The sequence below is a fragment of the Ochrobactrum sp. MYb379 genome (assembly GCF_037479515.1).
In the GTDB taxonomy this organism is placed as follows: domain Bacteria; phylum Pseudomonadota; class Alphaproteobacteria; order Rhizobiales; family Rhizobiaceae; genus Brucella.
In genome coordinates this window covers 629,702-650,214 of record NZ_JBBGYW010000001.1, presented here as the reverse complement: position 1 = coordinate 650,214, position 20,513 = coordinate 629,702, and the positions used below count along the sequence as shown (strand labels likewise).

Here is a 20,513-nt window from a genome sequence, read left to right as displayed (position 1 = left end):
CTTTGCCTATCCTTTAGTATTGTACCAAAGTCTGATTGGACTATTACAACAGGGAAGAGAGCTGACCAGTTTGCGGCCTGAAGGTTCTACGCGAGCTTATTAAGGACTATCGAGATAATGCGTTTTCTACCGGACAAATTCACCTGTATGTTGATTGCAACCATTGTGCTTGCGTCATTTCTTCCAGTGCAGGGTGATTTTGCCGAGTGGTTTGGCATAGCGACCAAAATCGCTGTTGGGCTCCTGTTCTTCCTGCATGGTGCACGTCTATCGCGTGAAGCTGTCGTTGCTGGCGTCACGCATTGGCGTTTACATCTGGCCGTTGCGCTTTCAACATTTGTGCTCTTTCCAATTCTGGGTCTTCTTGCTGGCTGGACCATTCCGGGACTGTCGCAATCGCCATTCTATCTGGGCATTCTCTATCTCTGTGTTCTGCCTTCGACTGTGCAATCGTCGATTGCTTTCACGTCGATGGCGGGTGGGAATGTATCAGCGGCCATTGTTTCAGCATCCGCATCCAACATTTTCGGCATGTTTTTAACGCCTTTGCTTGTTGGCCTGTTGTTTGCAGTTAAGGGCGGCGGTGGAATTTCCGTAGATGCACTTGAATCAATCTTGCTGCAATTGCTCGCGCCGTTCGTACTTGGCCAGATTCTTCAGCCATGGATCGGCAATTTTATGCGTCGTCACGGCAAGTCGTTGGGCCTTGTCGATCGCGGTTCAATCCTGATGGTCGTCTATCTCGCATTCAGTGAAGCGGTTGTTGAAGGCTTGTGGCACAAGGTTTCGTGGAACGATCTCAGCGTGATGATTGGCGTCAATATCCTGCTTCTGGTTATCGTCATGCTCGCCACCTGGTATGGCAGTAAATGGCTTGGTTTCAATCGCGCCGACCGGATTACGATTATGTTCTGCGGCTCCAAGAAAAGCCTTGCCAGCGGAGCGCCGATGGCGAGCGCTATTTTCATCGGCGCTGATGTGGGTAGCATCGTATTGCCGCTAATGCTGTTTCATCAAATACAGCTCATGGCCTGTGCTGTGATCGCGCGAAAACTTGCCGATCATAAACCCGCATCCAACACGGTAACGTCGGCAGCAGAATAGAACTGTTCTTGCTGTCAAAGCGTTATAAGGTTAGGAGGGCAGGAGGTCTCAAGAAAAGGCAATGCATATGTCCGAGCAGAACGGCAAATCCACTGATACAGAGTCATTTGATCAGGAGGCTTTAGCAGAAGCTTACAATCAGGCACTTGCGCTGGAAAAAGCTGGCGATTTGGATGCTGCCGCGCTGGCTTATCAGGCCGTTCTTGAAATCGATCCCGAGGATCACGGTGGCGCTGCTGTGCGTCTCGCCAGCATGGGACGTGGCGCTGTCCCGTCCAAAGCGCCGGATGCGTATGTATCGACGTTGTTTGATCAGCATGCTGAAATGTTTGATACAATTCTTGTCGATCAGCTCGGCTATGATGTGCCGTTGCAATTGCGTGAAATGCTTCTGGAAATGGATGAAGAGTTTCAGGCTGAGAGAATGCTTGATCTCGGCTGCGGAACTGGACTTTCGGCTGATGCGCTGGATGACATGGCTGACCACAAAACCGGTGTTGATATCTCCGAAAACATGATCGAAGTCGCCTATGAAAAAGGTGATTATGATGCACTGTTTGTGGGCGAAGCTGTACGCTTTCTTGAAGAGACCAAGGAGGACGCCTGGGATCTGATCGTCGCCACAGACGTGCTGCCTTACATGGGTGATCTTGAGCAGTTCTTCGCTGGCGTGGCTGCACATTTGACATCTGGCGGCTACTTCAGCTTCTCAAGCGAAACACAGTCTGAAAAGCGATTTGCCGGACGTAATTTCATGGTCGGCGATTATCAGCGCTTTGCACATGCTCAGACATATGTAAGTTCGCTTCTATCTAAGCACGGTATTGAATGCATCCGCTGCGAAGATATCGTTGTGCGTAGTGAGCAAGGTTCGCCAGTGCCTGGGCATCTTTATATCGCCAAACGCAACTGATCTTAGAACGGTCGGTATAATTTAGTTCCATAAGATAGATTATGCGATTATCCTATATAACAGGGTGGGTTCTAGTTTGAAGTGCGACTTGCAAATGATAACAATGAGTTATCGAATGCAAGGAACCTGTCATGGACCGCACCTATTCGCATATTGATCTGGATGGACGTCGCAGAATAGAACTTTGCTGCGCAACTCAGCGTCAAATAAACAAAACCGAATAAGCGTTGCTCATCCGGTTTCGGTGTAGCTCTAGATTTTCTGGCCTACATCAATACGATTGCCGTCCGGGTCTTCAAAAACAAAGGCTCGCAATCCATAGTCCTTATCCTGCAAGCCTTTTATGATCCGCATTCCGCTCTGCTTACATATTGTGTGTAGAGCGTCGACATTTTCCACCAGCATATGAGCGATGTTGAAAGTTGCCGCCTTATGCTCTTTTTGCAGCGATAAATGCAATTCGGCGTTCTCACGGCGCAGGATCATAAAACCCACCGGATTTCCGTTCTCAAAGACTTTTTCAAAGCCCAATACATTCATGTAAAAACTACAGGCCCGGTCCATATCTTTAACGGGAATCATAACTGCAATTCGTCCGAAACCGACATTCTGATTAGCGACATTGTTCATCGCATAACCTCTGTTTGCGAAGGCCTTGCCTTCAGGAAGACGGTGCTGCTGAAAGAAATGCGCTTCATTGTTTTTATGAGAAGGACGGTGCCAACGCCCTACTCCTACTTTGTTTTCATTTGCTTTGGAACTCGTCTGTGTTGATTAAGATCATTTTCCGGCTGGTGTATTTTGATATAGCTGCTGTGAGTTGATCTAAGACGAAAGCATGCGTGTAATAGCTGACTGCTTAGGCTATTACCTCTATGCGCCGACTCCGAATGCCAGTGTGAATATCCCTGCACGGAGAACGTTGTTTCCGGTCTTTTGGACTGGTCTGCAAGGAAGGTAATTTACATGTTGGAAGCTCGTATCAGGAATACATCTCTGCGTGATAAGATCATCACCGCGGAGGAAGCAGCAAGCCTGATAAAAGATGGCATGATTGTCGGTATGAGCGGTTTTACCCGCGCAGGTGACGCCAAGGCCGTTCCTCTCGCAATGGCAGCGCGCGCTGCGGAAGACCCATTTCAGATCACTCTGATTACTGGTGCTTCTTTGGGCCATGACGTTGATAAGATACTGACAGAAGCCCATGTTCTGGCACGACGTATGCCGTTTCAGGTGGATCGCACGTTACGCGCTGCGATCAATCGCGGCGAAGTGATGTTCATCGATCAGCATCTGTCGGAGACTGTCGAGCAACTGCGTTCCAACCAGATTGGCCCGATTGATTATGCGGTTGTGGAGGCTCTGGCGATCACTGAGAATGGCGGGATAATCCCGACTACCTCCATCGGTAATTCTGCAAGTTTTGCAATTCTTGCTGAGAAGGTGATTGTTGAGGTGAACCTCAATCAGCCATTGGCGCTGGAAGGACTGCACGATGTGTATATTCCGACGAAGCGCCCTTCCCGAGATCCGATCCCTGTGACGGCTTGCGATAGTCGTGTCGGTTTGCCCTATATTCCAATTCCGCCAGAGAAGATCGCTGGCATCGTTATTACCCATGAAAATGATAGCGCATCTACGGTTGAGCCTGCCGATGGCGAAACGATTGCGATTGCTTCCCATCTGATAAAGTTTCTTCTTGATGAAGTCGAAGCTGGTCGTCTTGATCTGACACTTAATCCTTTGCAGGCCGGTATCGGCACAATTGCAAATGCAGTTCTGAATGGTTTTGCTGAAAGCCCATTCCATAATCTGCGTATGTATAGCGAAGTGTTGCAGGATAGCACTTTTGATTTATTTGATGCTGGCAAGTTGGACTACGCATCGGGTTCCTCAATCACTTTGAGCCCAGCTTGTGGCGAACGAGTGTTTAACAACATTGACCGCTATCGGGACAAGCTAATTTTGCGCCCCCAGGAAATTAGCAATCATCCCGAAGTCATTCGCCGCCTTGGCATTATTGGTATCAACACAGCGCTTGAATTCGATATCTACGGCAATGTGAATTCCACACATGTGGATGGAACGCACATGGTGAACGGTATTGGCGGTTCCGGTGACTTTGCACGCAATGCCTATATCTCGATTTTCGTCAGCAAGTCTGAAGCGAAAAATGGCGCAATTTCTTCAATTGTACCGATGGTTACCCATGTTGACCATACCGAGCACGACGTTGATATTCTTGTCACCGAACAGGGGCTCGCAGATCTGCGTGGACTTGCGCCGCGCGAACGCGCTAAGCAGATCATAAATAATTGTGCGCATCCAGACTATCGCGGTCAATTGAACGATTATTTTGATCGTGCGTGCCAGCGCGGGGGGCATACCCCTCACCTGCTTGAAGAAGCATTCAGTTGGCATAGCCGCCGCAAAGAGACTGGCTCAATGCAGGCTTAGCAAAAGCCGCGACAAGAGCTAAGGTTGGGCGACTAAAAGCGAGATCGACGCTTTGAAAATTATTTGGATCGGCGGCGTAAGTCGCCGATTTTGTGGAACCTTATTCTGATTTGAACGTTAACCGGCATATCATCTCTGCATCTGGGATGATGGAGATCGGGGACAGTTTCAGGCTCTCACATGAGCCGCACTTCCCATATTATATGCACTTTCGGCATCGCGATGGAACGGCCGTCGAGAGTGTTCATAAACCGCCGTTCCGGGAAGGGTTCGACTGCCTATGTCTATCCTCATTAGCCTTCTGATAACAGTTCTTGTTATCTTTCTCGTCCTGTATCTCATCAATATGCTGCCCCTTGATGGCAAGGTGAAACAGATTGCTCAAGTAATCGTTATTATCATCGGTATAATATCGCTTTTGAAGTATTTGGCAGTCTTCTAAAAATGTGATCCCATTTTGTTATTTTAAAAGGGGCGTCTTAGGACGCCCCTTTTGCCTGTTAATTATAGTCACATAAATTAGACATATGTTAAAAATTACATTTTGTGTAATTTTTATTAAATACTGTTGCCGTGCGAATGATGTTTAGGTAGTATAATTTCCACCACCTTAGATTGCGCTACTAATGATACGAATTTATCAATAATTGCATATGGGCGGGGACGTAACTTTCAGTATTGGTGCTCTTCTCCTATAAGCCCCCTGACGATTAGGTCTGTTCATAGAGGGTTCAGAAACAGGCACATAAATATCTTCGGCGGGTTTGGGGAGTTTTTAGGCATGAAGACGGCTTTATGGAAAGCAGCGTTAATAACGTTGTATGTGGTTCTATTTTCCGTCGGCGTTAGCTTTCTCGTTGGATTTGTCTCTGGATCTTTGCCTGGTCGTGTCGCGATTGCACTTAGTACCGGCATTCCATTGGTGACGGCGTTTCCATCTCTTGCTTACATTTTCATTCAGCATAGTAAGCTCGGTGAAGCTTACTCACAGCTCGAAAAGGCGCATAGCGAGTTACAGGCGCGCTCGCGCGTCGATCATATGACCGGGCTGCTGAACCGCGAAGCATTGTTTGATGCTATGAAAATCAGCCGTTCGCGCATTGAAAGTGGAACACTGCTGGTTATCGACGCCGACCATTTTAAGGCGATCAATGATACATTCGGGCATAGTGTCGGTGATCGTGCACTTAAACTCATTGCCTTCGCACTTCAGAACGTAACACGCAAAGGCGATCTTGTCGGTCGTATCGGCGGCGAAGAGTTTTGTGTCTTCCTTCCGGGCGCCACAGGCGAAACTGGTATGCGCGTTGCGCAGAGAATACGTGCAGAAGTCGAACACACGCCATTTCATGCAACAGAATATCAAATATATCCGCTCACCATCAGCATTGGTGTAGCATCGGCTCCGAAGAACGAAACCAATTCTCAAGTGTTAAGCCGCGCTGATCGTTGCCTTTACATGGCCAAGCAGCGCGGTCGTAATTGTGTCGTTTTTGATGAGGAAAGCGGTCGTATTACGAGCGCATCGGTTGTATCGATCACCAACGGACGCGAAGTTGCCCGGGGTTAATTACTATTCCCAGGGAGTAACTTCTTCTTCTGACCATCCTACAGGAACAAAACCCATTCTCTGATAGAGTTGCAGCGCGCGCGGATTATCGAGCGTATTGGTATGAATTGCCACTTTTTGCGGGTTGTGTGACCAAGCGGTTGAAATGGCTTCATTTAGGAAAAACTTGCCAAGCCCCCGCCCCTGATAGTCCGGCATAAGACCAAAATACAGAACCTCGGCCGTCTCGGGAAGCGCAGAAAGATCAAGCTCTAAAAGACCTGCTGGATTACCGTCTGCATAGAGAACATGAATATCGGTTGTTTCTGCATGAATCGCCGCAGCCACTTCCGCGTCGCTTTGCATGCGGCGCATCATCCAATGATGCTGACGTCCGACCTGCTCATAAAGGTAGCGATAGAAATGCACCGGCGTTTGTGTTGAACGCATCAGTGCAAGGCGCAGGCCAGATGGCACTGGAGCCGACAGTGCCGGGCGCGCTGTCATTTCCAGATGGGTCACTCTGGCAATCAGTTTTTCAGCCATGCTTAATCTGCTTCGCCGGTCACCACGGGCGTATCCTGCCTGCTGCCCCATTCGCTCCACGAACCATCATAAAGTCGATTGTCCTCATGGCCTAGCGACGTCAGCGCGAGTGTGATGACAGCCGCCGTCACGCCAGAGCCGCAGCTTGTGACAACCGGCTTGTTGAGATCGACCCCTGCATCGGCAAAGATTTCACGCAGGCTATTGAGGCTTTTCAGTTTGCCATTCTCAGACAGCGTACCGACCGGGACATTACGCGCGCCCGGCATATGGCCTGAGCGCATGCCTTCACGTGGCTCTGCATCGCAACCTGTGAAGCGGCCAGCGGCACGTGCATCTGCAATTTGCGAGCTATGTTCTTCCACCACCTTGCTCATCTCTTTGAAGCTGACGACTTTGGCTTCATTGAATGATGGCGTGAAAAGTGTTGCTGCGATTTTGGTGACTTCATTGGTGATGGGGAATTCCGCGGCCTTCCAACCATCAAAACCGCCATCGAGAACCAGAACGTTCTTCACACCCATGACGCGGAACATCCACCAAACGCGTGGAGCCGAGAACATGCCGGGGCCGTCATAGACAACGACTGTTTCATCCGCCGTAATGCCCATTGCACCGACATGGCGTGCAAAAAGCTCTGGCGATGGCAAAGTGTGCGGGAGGCCGGATTCCTTATCCGCAATTAGATCCTGATCGAAAAAGACCGCCCCCGGAATGTGCGCTGCATCATATTCATCGCGCCCATTGCGACCGGCTGCGGGCAAATACCAGGATGCATCCACGATTGCGAGACCCGGCTCGCCCAATCGGGCTTTCAAATCATCGCGGGAGATAACAAATGCGCTTTTATCGGACATGATTGCTCCTGAATTTATGAGAGTGGTGCATTGCCAAATCGAATGCGGAAACGGCGGTTTTCCTTGCCCTTCTTTTCGATTTTGCCAATGTGGATTTCACCCACTTCCTGTGTGTTAGAAACGTGTGTTCCGCCGCAAGGTTGCGAATCCACCGAGCCATTTTCACCGATAACAACCAAACGAAGGCGTCCGGCACCCACAGGTGGCCGAACATTCTTTGACTTCACAATGTCTGGATTGGCGAGAAACTCTTCGTCGGTAATCCAGTGGAGGCTAATCGGTTCACTGGCATTGACCAATTCCATAAGCTTCTCTGTGACGAGTTCTTTTGTGTAGCTCGCATCTGGCAGATCGAAATCGACACGACTTTCCTCTTCACCAACGGCGGCGCCAGTAATTGGAAATGGACAGGCTACGGAAAGCAGGTGGCAAGCCGTATGCATACGCATCAACTTGAGACGACGATCCCAGTTGATATGTAGTGTAAGCTTTTCGCCTATAGCGGGAACCGCCTGCCCTTCGGCTGGCACATGAATGATTTCGCTTTTGTTTTCGCCCGTAACGGTTGCAGCAATCTCAATGCGCGAACCATCAGAGCGTTCAAAATAACCAGTATCGCCCGGCTGGCCGCCGGAAGTGGCATAAAAATTTGTCTGGTCGAGAATGATGCCGCCGGTATCTGTCACAGCCAAAACCGAACCCTCCGCGCTTTTAAGATATGCATCTTCGCGGAACAAAGCTTCGGTCTCATATGCCATGGTCAGTCCTCGTAAGGTATGTGAATTTCAGTTTTCGTTTCCAGCCAGCCCGGCACCGGCAAGTCTTTGCCGCGCAGGAAAGCCGGATTAAACAGTTTGGACTGGTAACGATTACCATAGTCGCAAAGCACGGTCACGATGGTGTGGCCCGGCCCGAGATCTTTTGCAAGGCGGATCGCACCGGCGATATTGATGCCTGAAGAACCACCCAAGCAGAGCCCTTCGTCCTGCACCAGATCAAAGACAATATCGAGCGCGTCAGCGTCGCCGACGCGGTACGAAAAATCGGGCGTAAAGCCATCGAGATTGGCCGTGATGCGCCCCTGCCCTATGCCTTCGGTGATGGAATCACCCTCTGATTTCAATTCGCCTGTCGTGTAGAAGGAATGAAGTGCTGCGCCATGAGGATCAGCAAGCGCAATCTTGATATCGGCATTCTTGTCCTTGAGGCCAAACGCCGTGCCCGCCAGTGTGCCACCTGAACCAACAGCCGAGACGAAACCATCAACCTTGCCATTGGTATCGCGCCAGATTTCCTGCGCAGTTGTTTCAATATGCGCGATGCGATTGGCAACATTATCGAACTGATTGGCCCAGACTGCACCGTTTGGCTCGGTTTTGGCCAGTTGTTCGGCCAGACGACCGGAGAGACGCACATAATTGTTCGGATTGCGATAAGGTGCTGCAGGAACCTCAATTAGTTCAGCACCAAGAAGGCGCAACGCATCCTTCTTTTCCTGGCTCTGGGTTTCTGGAATAACAATCACTGTGCGATAGCCAAGTGCCTTGGCAACAAATGTGAGGCCGATGCCGGTGTTTCCTGCTGTACCTTCAACGATAACGCCGCCGGGCTGCAGAAGCCCGCGCTTTTCGGCATCGCGAATAATATAGAGCGCCGCCCGGTCCTTAACCGACTGGCCTGGATTGAGAAATTCGGCTTTGCCGTAAATCTCGCAGCCGGTGACTTCGGAAGCCTTTTTCAAACGGATCAATGGCGTATTGCCGATAGCGTCGAGTGCCGAATTGAGCATGGCTTCTATCCCTCTGGTTAAGACGAAACTATGTGGAAGTATGCTGATCTTCAAGCAAGCGAGGAATAATTTTCCGTGTGAAACTGCAATTGCAAACTGGTTAGTATCAATGAAACGAAAAAACCGCCCTGTTGAGGGCGGTTTAAAGGAAATGTCATTCTGACAGATTACGCAGCGCGCTGACCACCACCGCCGCCACCTGGACGACGCTTCCGATGGAATGGACGCTTTGGCTTTGCAGCAGCTTCACCACTTGCAGGCTGCGCAGCTGGTGCTGAACGGTGCTCGCTAGACTTTGCCATCTTGTGAGCCGGACGACGATGCTTCTGCGGAACACCGTTTGAGCCGGGTTTGCGATCAAAGCGTGGCTTGTCTTCCGCATCATCAAACTTTGCAGCCGGTGCAGGTGCAAGCTTAACAGGCGCTTCCTTAATGGTCAGCTTGTTACGCGTCACACGCTCAACGGCGCGCAGCTTTGTGTCTTCCGTTGCGGCATCATAAAGCGTGATCGAAGCGCCGCTTGCGCCGTTACGACCGGTACGGCCAATACGGTGCACATAGGTTTCTGGCTCATCTGGCAGATCGTAATTGACGACATGGCTGATACCAGGAACGTCAATGCCGCGGGCGGCGATGTCAGTTGCGACCAGAATACGAAGCGTGCCATCGCGGAATCCGTTCAGTGCGCGCTGACGGGCATTCTGTGATTTGTTGCCATGGATCGCAGCAACATCAAAGCCATCGCGTTCGAGATGACGCACAACAGCGTCTGCGCCGTGCTTTGTGCGCGTGAAGACGATAACCGACTTCATGCCCTTGTCAGCCAGCAGACCAGAAAGCAGACGGCGCTTGTCTTTGGTCGGAACCGGATGCACAACCTGCGTGATTTCCGCAGCAGTTGTACCCTGTGGCGCAACTTCTACACGGATTGGATCGCGCAGCAGTGTCTGTGCAAGCGCTGCAATTTCCTTTGGCATGGTTGCCGAGAAAAGCGCAGTCTGACGGTTCTTATGCGTACCCTTGGCAATGCGCTTGACATCATTGATGAAGCCCATGTCGAGCATGCGGTCAGCTTCATCGAGAACCAGCCAGCGGGTTTCCGAAAGATCAATGCAATTTTCACGTACGAGATCGGTCAGACGACCGGGCGTTGCGATAAGAACATCAACGCCGCCCTGCATGCGCTTGATCTGGCTCAGACGCGATACGCCACCCAGAACGAGTGCTGTCGAAATATGGGCCTGCTTGGCCACAACGCGGATCGTTTCTTCGATCTGCACGGCCAGTTCGCGGGTTGGTGCAAGGATCAGCGCGCGTGCAGTCTTGCCCTTGCGCTTGTCACCAAGTGCAATGATTTTCTGCAGGATCGGCAGGCTGAATGCGGCTGTCTTGCCGGAGCCAGTCTGTGCAATACCCAGAATGTCGCGGCCTGCCAGCTGATGTGGAATAGCCTCGGTCTGGATTGGCTTGGGCTCGGTCATGCCAGCAGCTTCAACGCCTTTGAGCAGCACGCCAGTAACGCCAAGAGCGGCAAAGCCGCCAATATTTTCAGTTGTCAATTTAAACTCTTTCGGCGGCACCACATGATTGCGGTCCGCTTTAAAAACTTCGGACAAGCGCAACTTGCCGAACGGGAATTTCTTGGATGTACGACGGGACGCCGGAAAAAAATCCGGTCGACTTGCGCTGCCGTGCCCGAAACCAGCCGGGTCTCCCCTGCTGTCAGACCATTCTGACTGCAAGAGGCGAGACGCAACAAGTCCGATTCCGGGAAGACTGAAAAAGTTCAGTCCATGCGCCTGAGCCGCCATATGGGGTATTATGCCCCAAAAAGCAAATGAATTTTGTTTTTGGAACTATCAGATAATGAAATCTGCAAGCACCTGATTGTCGGTGATGTCCTGATAAGCCCAGCCCGCTTCGGCAAACTTCTTTTCAAGAATCTTAAAATTTCCGGCATTCTTCGTTTCGATGCCGATCAGCACCGAGCCAAAATTACGCGCAGACTTCTTCAAATATTCAAAACGGGCAACGTCGTCTTCCGGTCCAAGAAGATCGAGGAACGAGCGCAAAGCGCCCGGACGCTGCGGAAAACGGAAGATGAAATATTTCTTCAAACCTTCATAGCGAAGTGCGCGTTCTTTGACGTCTGGCAGTCGTTCAAAGTCGAAATTACCGCCCGATACGACGATGACAATACGCTTGCCTTTGATTTCGCTTTTCTTGAAATCCTTGAGCGCATCAATACCAAGAGCACCGGCAGGCTCGAGCACAACGCCCTCAATATTGAGCATTTCAACCATTGTTGAGCACAGACGGTTTTCCGGAACTGTGATCACAACGTTTTTGTCGAAGCCTTTGAGAAGCTTGAAGTTTTCTTTGCCGATTTCGGCAACTGCAGCTCCATCAACGAAATTATCAACGTGTGAAAGTTTGATACGCTTTCCCGCTTCAAGGCTACCTTTAAGGCTTGCAGCGCCCTGCGGTTCGACAAAGCGATAAGACGCTTTCCAGCCGATGCCATCAAAATACTGTGTGACGCCTGCTGACAGACCTCCGCCGCCAACTGGCAGAAACACAAAATCCGGCTTTTTGTTATCAGGCAACTGCCGTTCGATTTCGAGTGCGACGGTCGCCTGCCCTTCAATGATGCCCTGATGATCAAATGGCGGTACCATTACACCGCTATTCGCTGCGGCATATTCCTGTGAAGCAGCATAGCAGACGTCGAAAATATCGCCGATGAGTTTGATTTCGATAAATTCAGCACCGAAAGCGCGTGTTTTGTCGATTTTTTGCTGCGGCGTCGTCACGGGCATAAAAACCACGCCCTTGCGGCCAAAATGGCGACAGGCGAAGGCAAAGCCCTGTGCGTGATTGCCAGCCGACGCACAGACAAAAACTGCATTTTCGTCTGTTGTCTTCACTGCGCGCGAAATGAAATTGAAAGCACCACGTATTTTATAAGAGCGAACTGGCGTCAGATCTTCACGCTTAAGCCAAATCTCTGCGCCATATTTCCGTGAAAGATAGTCATTGAGCTGCAATGGTGTCTCTGGAAAGAGCGCACGCATGGCGGTTTCAGCTTGAACTACGGCTTTAACGAAGGCGTTCATCGGTCGGCTTTCTGCATTCACAATACTATTTTCGCATGGCTACATGGCTTTCGCGCCGCAAACAAGCGCGAAACACAAAACATGAGTAAAATAGTATTGTTTTATCAATGAAGACGGGTGGTGCGGTCGGCGGGACTTGAACCCGCAAGCCTAAAAGGCGACGGATTTTAAGTCCGTTGCGTATACCAATTTCGCCACGACCGCAGCTAAGACTTTCTATGTCATGATTTGTGAAGCAAATTCAAGCGGTTTTGAGCAGTTGTAACAACTGGTTTTCATGACAGTGGAAAAAAATTAGAAAATAGCCCGCAACGTTTTTGTTGAATAAAAGTTATATTGATAACAATCAGTCGTATGCGGGGTCTCCACTTTGAAAAACACAGAAAACCAGTTGCAGCTTTCATCTGCCGGGGATTAACTGTGCATATACAGAATGGAGTCTGGGCATGACGAATACCCCGCAGCAGGCCGTGACGGCTGCAATGCTTGCTATTGGCGACGAACTTCTCTCAGGACGTACAAAAGATAAAAATATCGGTCATCTCGCCGATGTGATGACGGCTGCCGGTATTGATCTCAAAGAGGTTCGTATCGTTCCTGATGATGAAGACGCCATCGTTACAGCGCTCAATGCTTTACGCCCCGGCTATGACTATATTTTCACGTCGGGCGGCATCGGCCCTACTCATGATGATATTACCGCCGATGCCGTATCGCGCGCTTTTGAAGTGCAGTGCATCTATGACGAAAAGGCTATGAAACTCTTGGCTGATAATTATGCCAAGCGCGAACTTGAGTTCACCGACTCGCGTAAACGCATGGCGCGTATGCCACAAGGATCAGAGCATATCGATAACCCGATATCTGCTGCACCCGGCTTTCATATTGGCAATGTTTATGTGATGGCAGGTGTGCCGTCGGTGTTTCAGGCTATGCTCGACAATGTTTTGCCGACGCTGAAAACTGGCCGTAAACTTTTATCCAAAGCTGTGCGCTGTCCATTTGGTGAAGGTGTTATCGGCGCACCGCTAACAGCAATTCAGAAAGAAAACCCGGAAACAATAATCGGATCATATCCGAAATTTGAAAATGGTCGTTTCAGCACCGAATTGGTTGTTCGTGGCAGTGATGAAGCAAAAATCGACGTGGCGGTTGCTGCAATCGAAGCGATGATTGCCACATTGCAAGAACAAGGTGCGGCGTGAAGGTAATAGTTATTACCCAAGCGCAACCACCATCATATGTTAGAATGAAATATAGCCGGAAGGAGATCTGATATGTCCTACAAAACGGTCGTGGCCTATTCCCGCAGCGAGGCAGAACTGAAGCGGATTTTGTCTGCAGTTGCTCTTCTGACGCGCAGAACGCATGACATTCATGTCATCGGCCTTTATTCTGTTCCCTCGCCCATCGTGTATGCAGATCCCAATGGTTTTATCGATCCGGGCATGTTTGAGCTGCATGATAAGCAGCACAAAGAAATATCGGAGCATCTGAAAGCGCAGTTTGAAGATGAAATGCGCCGTCAGGGAATCAATCATGAGTTCCGCATCACGCGTTCTGAAACCGGAACTGCTGCCGATGGTGTGCTAACCTCGTGCCTCGGCGCTGAATTGCTGGTAGCAGGTCAGCCCGATCCGGATGATCCAGCAACCAATGATGAAACAGCCGATACGCTGGTGTTTAATTCCAGCTGCCCTGTTTTGCTGGTGCCTCATGCGCCCGTCGTTGCCATGGAAGCCATTGATCGCATTGTGGTTGCATTTAATGGCAAGCGGGAAGCATCGCGCGCAGCATTCGACGCTTTGCCTTTCATGAGACATGCAAGCCGCTCGGAACTGGTTTGGATTGATCCACCAGAGCGCGAAGGTGAAGACGAAGCGCTTGCAGGCAGCGAACTGGCCGAAGCCTTGTCGCGGCATGGGGTGGATGTGAGTCTCACTCCGCTTGCATCCAATAGTCGTAGCGCACAGGATGTGCTTCGTGAGCATATCATCGCGCATCGCACCGATCTTCTGGTGATGGGCGCATATAGCCATTCGCGATTGCGCGAACTGGTTTTCGGCGGTGTTACCCGTTCGATGTTGAACGACCTTCCCATCCTGACCCTGTTCTCACGCTAAGAATAATTATAGCGCCGGTCCGTTTTATGCGGTCCCGCGCTATATTTTTGGCCTTAAAAGGACGTGGGGTCTCACGCCGCTCTTGCGCAAAAGGTCTTTTTGCGGTTATCAGCATCACCCGGCGCTGACTGTGCCGGGCGGAGAGCCTTTCCTTCTTGTGCAGCATGCATATGAAATGCTGTGCGCGCATTAGGGAAAGCGGCAGATCCAGACAGTTCAGCGCGAATGGCACCCGTCATCGCGCATTTTTGGTTTGACAGATCCGGAGTGAAACTCCCGGATTTTCCATGGAGCGTTTCGATGTCGTTGCCTGATAAAGCCTTTCCCGTTTCCTGGGATCAGTTCCACCGTGATGCCCGTGCGCTTGCCTGGCGCATTGCTGATATGAATCAGGAATGGCGCGCTATCGTGGCCATTACCCGTGGCGGCTTGGTTCCAGCAGCTATCGTTTGCCGTGAACTCGGCATTCGTTTGATCGAAACTGTCTGCGTTGCATCCTATCACGATTATACATCGCAAGGCGAAATGGAAATTCTCAAAGGCATCAGCGCACCGCTTCTCGAAAATGGCGGCGAAGGCGTGATTGTCGTTGATGACTTAACGGACACCGGCAAAACCGCCGCTATCGTACGCGAAATGATGCCGAAGGCGCATTTCGCTACCGTTTATGCTAAGCCGAAAGGCCGCCCACTCGTCGATACTTTTGTAACGGAAGTCTCACAGGATACGTGGATTTATTTCCCGTGGGATATGGGCTTCACCTATCAGGAGCCAATCGCTGGCGGAAAACGCGGATAAACGAAAATAAATGAAAGTCGATTGCGGTGGTAAAGCTGCCGCAATCGCACTATATTGAAAGTCTGCCGAAATTGTATGGAGGCGTGACTTCAAGCTATTTAGCTAAAGCGTTGCGTTTACTAATTTAAGCAAGGCCTTAAAAATAAAAGCATTTTAAGCTTCTTATCGAAAGACCCTGTCAAACAAATCCATTGTTATTTTGGCGAATCAATCCATTCTGTTTTGAAAATGGTGGGACTTTCGCGGTGAAAACACAGGCTAAAAAATTTGTTGCAACGGAGAAGCGTATTCTGACGCCTTCTGGTCGTTTGCAACAAGTTGCGGCTCTTGTTTACCGCTTTGAGGCCGGCGAACGGCAAATTCTCGTCATTACCAGTCGTGGAACGGGCCGTTGGGTCATTCCTAAGGGCTGGCCGCAAGTGGGCCGTACCCTTGCTGAGACGGCTGCGCGTGAAGCTTATGAAGAGGCTGGCGTGCGCGGGGAGATTTCATCTCATCCGATTGGCAGCTTTGATTATTGCAAAAACGATCTTCCGCCGGAATGCATCAATCAGTTTACGGTGGCAGTTTATGCTTTGCACTTCGTCGAGCGTGCAAAAGATTGGCCGGAGCGTGAGCAGCGTATCTGTGAGTGGGTATCCCCTCGTCAGGCTGCGGAGCGTGTGGATGAAACAGATCTCAAGCGTATTTTGCTGGGTTTTGACGGGTCGCTTACGGCTATTGCTGCTGAATGATGGCTTTGCCAGCGCCACAAGTCGCTATTTCGTCAGATATTGCCTCGATATAATGGCCGGTGTTGCTGATTGGCATGTGTCACCGCATTATTTGAGCTGACATTCATATATCTGTCATTCTCCCCGTTATCCACATTTACCCCCAGAGCTCGATCACAATATCTAGCGCTCTAAGCCATATGGTAAACCAAAGCTTGACGCTCATGTCCGAGTCGTTTTTTATGAAACGGTCGTTGCGTAAGTGGCGTGGCCGAGCGTGAAGTTATGTCGGCCTTTTCTTCAATTTAGTCGGTTGAGTAACGGGCGTTGCGTAGATAATACGTTTATCGCACGAGATTTTTTGCGTCTGAATTTCAGATACTTAGCCTAGTGGAAAGATTTCTGTTTATTGGTGCTGATGTCGGATTAATACTAGATTTAGTATTTTCAATCATGATAACATACTAGATAAGCAAAAACCTTATCCGTCAGCATGTATGAATGAGTCTAGAACTGGCCTCATGGCTGGAACGTTGATCATGCCCTGTTTGAGGCATTTGATCGAAAGAATCCTTGAGGAGATCGCTCCTCGATATGATTGCCCTCCCGCATTGGGAGGATGTTCGAAACGAATATGCAAGACGCCGGTTGTGGCTCGTGTGACAAGGCTGAACTCGGGCTGAAATTGATCAGTCTGCTACTATATATAGAACGTTTGGATGGGACAGATGAAGATCGAACGCCGTTTTACGAAAGAAAACCAGTCAGCTTATGCGGAGATCGAATTTCGCACAGCGACGAGTGAGATCAAGAATCCCGATGGTTCGGTGGTATTTCGCCTTGAAGGCATCAATGTTCCGGCACAGTTCAGCCAGGTAGCAGCCGATATTCTAGCGCAAAAATACTTCCGCAAAGCCGGCGTCCCTGCCCGTCTTAAAAAAGTTGAAGAGTACGATGTCCCATCGTGGCTCTGGCGTTCGATCCCGGATGAAGATGCTCTGGCGAAGCTGCCGGAAGAAGAGCGTTTTGGTTCCGAAATGGACGGCTGTCAGGTTTTCGATCGCCTCGCGGGAACATGGACCTATTGGGGCTGGAAAGGCGGCTACTTCAACTCTGAAGAAGATGCGTCGGCTTTCCGCGACGAACTGGCTTACATGCTGGCGACGCAGCGCGTGGCGCCAAACAGCCCGCAATGGTTCAACACTGGTCTTCATTGGGCTTACGGCATTGACGGTCCGGGTCAGGGTCACTTCTATGTTGACTGGCAGACCGGAAAACTGACGAAATCGAAATCCGCTTACGAGCATCCGCAGCCACACGCCTGCTTCATCCAGTCTGTTGGCGATGATCTGGTAAACGAAGGCGGCATCATGGACCTTTGGGTCCGCGAAGCCCGTCTGTTCAAATATGGTTCTGGTACAGGCTCCAACTTCTCGCATCTGCGTGGCGCTGGCGAAAAGCTTTCGGGCGGCGGCAAGTCTTCCGGCCTGATGAGCTTCCTCAAGATCGGCGACCGTGCGGCGGGCGCGATCAAGTCTGGCGGCACAACACGCCGCGCAGCCAAGATGGTGGTTGTTGATGTCGATCACCCGGATATTGAAGAATATATCGACTGGAAGGTGAAGGAAGAGCAGAAAGTTGCTGCTCTTGTCACTGGTTCCAAGATCGTCAAGCAGCATCTAACTGCAATCATGAAGGCTTGCGTCAATTGCGAAGCCGATAATGACGACTGTTTCGATGCATCGAAGAACCCTGTTCTTAAGCGCGAAATCAAGGCTGCTAAGAAGAACCAGGTACCTGAAAACTACGTCAAGCGCGTCATTCAGTTTGCGCGTCAGGGCTATACGGACATTGAGTTCAAGACCTATGATACCGATTGGGATTCAGAGGCCTATCTGACTGTTTCGGGCCAGAACTCGAATAACTCGGTTTCACTCAAGAATGAATTCCTACGCGCTGTTGAAAATGACGGCGACTGGAACCTGACCGCGCGCCGCGATGGCCGTGTGATGAAGACGCTGAAAGCCCGCGATCTTTGGGAAAAGATTGGTTATGCGGCATGGGCATCGGCTGATCCGGGTCTCCACTTCAACACCACAATGAATGATTGGCACACCTGCCCTGCGGCGGGTCCAATTCGCGCATCCAATCCGTGCTCGGAATATATGTTCCTCGACGACACGGCTTGTAATCTGGCGTCGATCAACCTGCTGACCTATCGCAATAAGGATGGCTCGTTCGACATCGAAGCTTACGAGCACACCGCGCGTCTCTGGACGATGGTTCTCGAAATCTCGGTGATGATGGCGCAGTTCCCTTCCAAGGAAATCGCCCGCCTCTCCTATGAATATCGCACGCTTGGTCTGGGCTTCGCCAATATTGGCGGCCTACTCATGACGTCCGGCATTCCATATGATTCCGACGAAGGTCGTGCGATCTGTGGTGCGTTGACTGCAATCATGACCGGCGTTTCCTATGCGACATCTGCGGAAATGGCCAAAGAACTTGGCGCATTCCCAAGCTATGAGCCAAATGCTCAGAGCATGCTACGTGTTATCCGCAATCACCGTCGTGCTGCTTATGGCGAAAACGACGGCTATGAAGGTCTGGCCGTTAATCCAGTTGGTCTGATTGCCGAAGATTGCCCTGATCAGGACATGATCACTCACGCACGTGCTGCTTGGGACAAGGCGCTGGAACTCGGCGAAAAACACGGTTACCGCAATGCACAGGCAACCGTTATCGCGCCGACCGGCACGATTGGCCTCGTCATGGATTGCGATACCACGGGTATCGAGCCTGATTTCGCACTGGTAAAGTTCAAGAAGCTGGCTGGCGGTGGCTATTTTAAGATCATCAACCGCGCCGTTCCTGAAGCGCTGCGTACACTTGGCTATTCTGAAAGCCAGATCGCTGAAATCGAAGCCTATGCTGTCGGTCATGGCAACCTCAATCAGGCACCGGGCGTCAATCCTTCGACTCTGAAAGCCAAGGGCTTTACAGATGAGAAGATTGAAGCGCTGAATGCTGCTCTGAAGAGCGCCTTCGACATCAAGTTCGCTTTCAACAAGTGGACGCTTGGCGAAGATTTCTGCAAGGACGTCTTGAAGCTGACTGATGAGCAGCTCAACGATTTCTCATTTGAATTGCTGCCAGCAATTGGCTTTGGCAAAAAGGAAATTGAAGCAGCAAATGTTCACGTTTGCGGCGCGATGACCCTTGAAGGCTCGCCCTTCCTGAAAGAAGAGCATTATGCAGTTTTCGATTGCGCCAATGCATGTGGCAAAATCGGCAAGCGTTATCTCTCGGTGGAAAGCCACATCTGGATGATGGCAGCGGCACAGCCGTTTATTTCGGGTGCGATCTCGAAGACCATCAACATGCCAAATGAAGCGACCGTTGAAGATTGTAAGAGCGCTTACTTGCTTTCATGGAAACTCGCTCTTAAGGCGAATGCGCTTTATCGCGACGGCTCCAAGCTTTCGCAGCCGCTCAATGCATCGCTGATCTCGGATGATGAAGACGAAGATGATGCGGTTGAAGCACTGATCGAAGCACCTGCTGCCGCGCGCGCAGTTCAGATCACCGAACGCGTTGTCGAGAAGGTCATCGAAAAGATCGTTCATGAGCGTGAAAAACTACCGAACCGTCGTCAGGGCTACACGCAGAAGGCTGTTGTCGGCGGTCACAAGGTTTACCTTCGCACAGGTGAATTTGGTAATGGTCGCCTCGGCGAGATCTTCATCGATATGCACAAAGAAGGCGCTGCTTTCCGTGCGATGATGAACAACTTCGCCATCGCTGTGTCCCTCGGCCTGCAATATGGTGTGCCGCTCGAAGAATATGTCGAAGCGTTCACTTTCACGAAGTTCGAGCCTGCTGGCATGGTCATCGGCAACGATGCGATCAAGACAGCGACATCGATCATCGACTATGTGTTCCGTGAATTGGCCGTGTCCTATCTTGGCCGCAACGATCTTGCGCATGTCGATACGAGCGATTTCTCGAACACTGCACTTGGCAAGGGCATTCAGGAAGGCAAAACCAATCTCGTTTCAACCGGCTGGACACGTGGCTACAAGCCAACGCTTGTGTCGAACACACAGTCCGGTACGGAACCGAAGGGTTCGGTCACATCGGCACCACAAGGTTCCAATGTTACCACGCTGAAAGCTTCTGCGGCGCGCCCGGCAGCGGTTGGTTTGATGACCGAAGGTGCGACAGCGTTGAAACGCGAGTTTGAACAACAGCCAACGCAAGCACCGCAGCAGGATAATGTTGCAGCAACGGAACTGTTTTCTGACAAAGCAGCTGCTGATGCAGCATCTGCCCGTGCAGAAACGACCAATGCAGCCAAAAAGCTTGAAGCAGATCGTCGTATCAAGTCGATGATGCAGGGCTATACGGGTGATAGTTGCTCTGAATGCCAGAACTTCACTATGGTTCGCAATGGCACCTGCCTGAAATGCGACACCTGTGGATCTACGAGCGGTTGCAGTTAATCTGAAGTTCAATTGAATATAAAAAGCAGGCCGGATCATTCCGGCC

At 50.7% G+C, this 20,513-nt stretch carries 17 protein-coding genes and 1 tRNA gene; 10 read left to right on the top strand and 8 right to left on the bottom strand.

The window, feature by feature from the left end:
- Window positions 1-117 precede the first annotated feature (117 nt).
- The gene (locus WH356_RS03295) at window positions 118-1,104 is read left to right on the top strand and encodes a bile acid:sodium symporter family protein (RefSeq protein WP_339508776.1); all 987 of its coding nucleotides are present in this window, start codon (window positions 118-120) and stop codon (window positions 1,102-1,104) included.
- 67 nt (window positions 1,105-1,171) lie between these two features.
- Window positions 1,172-2,017 (top strand): class I SAM-dependent DNA methyltransferase, encoded by an 846-nt coding sequence (locus WH356_RS03290; protein WP_339508775.1) that lies wholly within the window; start codon window positions 1,172-1,174, stop codon window positions 2,015-2,017.
- 252 nt (window positions 2,018-2,269) lie between these two features.
- Here the strand turns inward: WH356_RS03290 and WH356_RS03285 are convergent, their stop codons facing one another.
- Window positions 2,270-2,647 carry a glyoxalase superfamily protein gene (locus WH356_RS03285; RefSeq protein ID WP_339508774.1) on the bottom strand — a complete coding sequence of 126 codons (378 nt, stop codon included), beginning with the start codon at window positions 2,645-2,647 and terminating at the stop codon, window positions 2,270-2,272.
- 336 nt (window positions 2,648-2,983) lie between these two features.
- On the opposite strand from WH356_RS03285, the gene WH356_RS03280 reads away from it, so the two are divergent.
- From WH356_RS03280 to WH356_RS03270, 3 genes are all read left to right on the top strand, one after another.
- The gene (locus tag WH356_RS03280; RefSeq protein ID WP_339508773.1) at window positions 2,984-4,474 is read left to right on the top strand and encodes an acetyl-CoA hydrolase/transferase family protein; all 1,491 of its coding nucleotides are present in this window, start codon (window positions 2,984-2,986) and stop codon (window positions 4,472-4,474) included.
- A gap of 280 nt (window positions 4,475-4,754) precedes the next feature.
- Window positions 4,755-4,916 (top strand): Thivi_2564 family membrane protein, encoded by a 162-nt coding sequence (locus WH356_RS03275; RefSeq protein ID WP_250040694.1) that lies wholly within the window; start codon window positions 4,755-4,757, stop codon window positions 4,914-4,916.
- A gap of 339 nt (window positions 4,917-5,255) precedes the next feature.
- Window positions 5,256-6,044, top strand: coding sequence for a GGDEF domain-containing protein (locus WH356_RS03270; protein ID WP_339508772.1), 789 nt, complete (start codon window positions 5,256-5,258; stop codon window positions 6,042-6,044).
- Between the two features lie 3 nt (window positions 6,045-6,047).
- Here the strand turns inward: WH356_RS03270 and WH356_RS03265 are convergent, their stop codons facing one another.
- The 7 genes from WH356_RS03265 to WH356_RS03235 all read right to left on the bottom strand — a co-directional run bounded on the left by WH356_RS03265 (window position 6,048) and on the right by WH356_RS03235 (window position 12,535).
- Window positions 6,048-6,569: a GNAT family N-acetyltransferase gene (locus WH356_RS03265; RefSeq protein WP_339508771.1), complete on the bottom strand. Its 522-nt coding sequence runs from the start codon at window positions 6,567-6,569 to the stop codon at window positions 6,048-6,050.
- Between the two features lie 2 nt (window positions 6,570-6,571).
- Window positions 6,572-7,426, bottom strand: coding sequence for a 3-mercaptopyruvate sulfurtransferase (gene sseA, locus WH356_RS03260; protein WP_339508770.1), 855 nt, complete (start codon window positions 7,424-7,426; stop codon window positions 6,572-6,574).
- Window positions 7,427-7,440: 14 nt separating this feature from the next.
- Window positions 7,441-8,184, bottom strand: a complete 744-nt coding sequence (locus WH356_RS03255) for an alanyl-tRNA editing protein (protein WP_339508769.1) — start codon at window positions 8,182-8,184, stop codon at window positions 7,441-7,443.
- 2 nt (window positions 8,185-8,186) lie between these two features.
- Complete coding sequence (locus tag WH356_RS03250; protein WP_339508768.1) at window positions 8,187-9,215, bottom strand: cysteine synthase A; 1,029 nt, start codon at window positions 9,213-9,215, stop codon at window positions 8,187-8,189.
- Window positions 9,216-9,382: 167 nt separating this feature from the next.
- Window positions 9,383-11,026: a DEAD/DEAH box helicase gene (locus WH356_RS03245; RefSeq protein WP_421565790.1), complete on the bottom strand. Its 1,644-nt coding sequence runs from the start codon at window positions 11,024-11,026 to the stop codon at window positions 9,383-9,385.
- Between the two features lie 48 nt (window positions 11,027-11,074).
- Window positions 11,075-12,331: a threonine ammonia-lyase IlvA gene (gene ilvA / locus WH356_RS03240; protein WP_339508767.1), complete on the bottom strand. Its 1,257-nt coding sequence runs from the start codon at window positions 12,329-12,331 to the stop codon at window positions 11,075-11,077.
- Window positions 12,332-12,449: 118 nt separating this feature from the next.
- Window positions 12,450-12,535, bottom strand: a tRNA-Leu gene (locus tag WH356_RS03235).
- Window positions 12,536-12,777: 242 nt separating this feature from the next.
- Here WH356_RS03235 and WH356_RS03230 point away from each other — a divergent pair.
- From WH356_RS03230 to WH356_RS03210, 5 genes are all read left to right on the top strand, one after another.
- On the top strand, window positions 12,778-13,536 hold the full coding sequence (locus WH356_RS03230) for a competence/damage-inducible protein A (protein WP_339508766.1): 759 nt from the start codon (window positions 12,778-12,780) through the stop codon (window positions 13,534-13,536).
- A 72-nt stretch (window positions 13,537-13,608) separates the two neighbouring features.
- The gene (locus WH356_RS03225) at window positions 13,609-14,454 is read left to right on the top strand and encodes a universal stress protein (protein ID WP_339508765.1); all 846 of its coding nucleotides are present in this window, start codon (window positions 13,609-13,611) and stop codon (window positions 14,452-14,454) included.
- Between the two features lie 300 nt (window positions 14,455-14,754).
- Entirely contained in the window at window positions 14,755-15,252 is a 498-nt protein-coding gene (gpt, locus tag WH356_RS03220; RefSeq protein WP_339508764.1) for a xanthine phosphoribosyltransferase, read from the top strand.
- 245 nt (window positions 15,253-15,497) lie between these two features.
- Entirely contained in the window at window positions 15,498-15,986 is a 489-nt protein-coding gene (locus tag WH356_RS03215; RefSeq protein WP_339508763.1) for an NUDIX hydrolase, read from the top strand.
- 707 nt (window positions 15,987-16,693) lie between these two features.
- Window positions 16,694-20,467 carry a vitamin B12-dependent ribonucleotide reductase gene (locus WH356_RS03210; protein WP_339508762.1) on the top strand — a complete coding sequence of 1,258 codons (3,774 nt, stop codon included), beginning with the start codon at window positions 16,694-16,696 and terminating at the stop codon, window positions 20,465-20,467.
- The last annotated feature ends 46 nt before the right edge of the window (window positions 20,468-20,513 follow it).

Bases quoted from the DNA above. Each gene is read 5' to 3' on its own strand.
- WH356_RS03295 (WP_339508776.1), top strand. From the start codon at position 118: ATGCGTTTTCTACCGGACAAATTCACCTGTATGTTGATTGCAACCATT.
- WH356_RS03290 (WP_339508775.1), top strand. From the start codon at position 1,172: ATGTCCGAGCAGAACGGCAAATCCACTGATACAGAGTCATTTGATCAG.
- WH356_RS03285 (WP_339508774.1), bottom strand. From the start codon at position 2,647: ATGAACAATGTCGCTAATCAGAATGTCGGTTTCGGACGAATTGCAGTT.
- WH356_RS03280 (WP_339508773.1), top strand. From the start codon at position 2,984: ATGTTGGAAGCTCGTATCAGGAATACATCTCTGCGTGATAAGATCATC.
- WH356_RS03275 (WP_250040694.1), top strand. From the start codon at position 4,755: ATGTCTATCCTCATTAGCCTTCTGATAACAGTTCTTGTTATCTTTCTC.
- WH356_RS03270 (WP_339508772.1), top strand. From the start codon at position 5,256: ATGAAGACGGCTTTATGGAAAGCAGCGTTAATAACGTTGTATGTGGTT.
- WH356_RS03265 (WP_339508771.1), bottom strand. From the start codon at position 6,569: ATGGCTGAAAAACTGATTGCCAGAGTGACCCATCTGGAAATGACAGCG.
- sseA (WP_339508770.1), bottom strand. From the start codon at position 7,426: ATGTCCGATAAAAGCGCATTTGTTATCTCCCGCGATGATTTGAAAGCC.
- WH356_RS03255 (WP_339508769.1), bottom strand. From the start codon at position 8,184: ATGGCATATGAGACCGAAGCTTTGTTCCGCGAAGATGCATATCTTAAA.
- WH356_RS03250 (WP_339508768.1), bottom strand. From the start codon at position 9,215: ATGCTCAATTCGGCACTCGACGCTATCGGCAATACGCCATTGATCCGT.
- WH356_RS03245 (WP_421565790.1), bottom strand. From the start codon at position 11,026: ATGGCGGCTCAGGCGCATGGACTGAACTTTTTCAGTCTTCCCGGAATC.
- ilvA (WP_339508767.1), bottom strand. From the start codon at position 12,331: ATGAACGCCTTCGTTAAAGCCGTAGTTCAAGCTGAAACCGCCATGCGT.
- WH356_RS03230 (WP_339508766.1), top strand. From the start codon at position 12,778: ATGACGAATACCCCGCAGCAGGCCGTGACGGCTGCAATGCTTGCTATT.
- WH356_RS03225 (WP_339508765.1), top strand. From the start codon at position 13,609: ATGTCCTACAAAACGGTCGTGGCCTATTCCCGCAGCGAGGCAGAACTG.
- gpt (WP_339508764.1), top strand. From the start codon at position 14,755: ATGTCGTTGCCTGATAAAGCCTTTCCCGTTTCCTGGGATCAGTTCCAC.
- WH356_RS03210 (WP_339508762.1), top strand. From the start codon at position 16,694: ATGAAGATCGAACGCCGTTTTACGAAAGAAAACCAGTCAGCTTATGCG.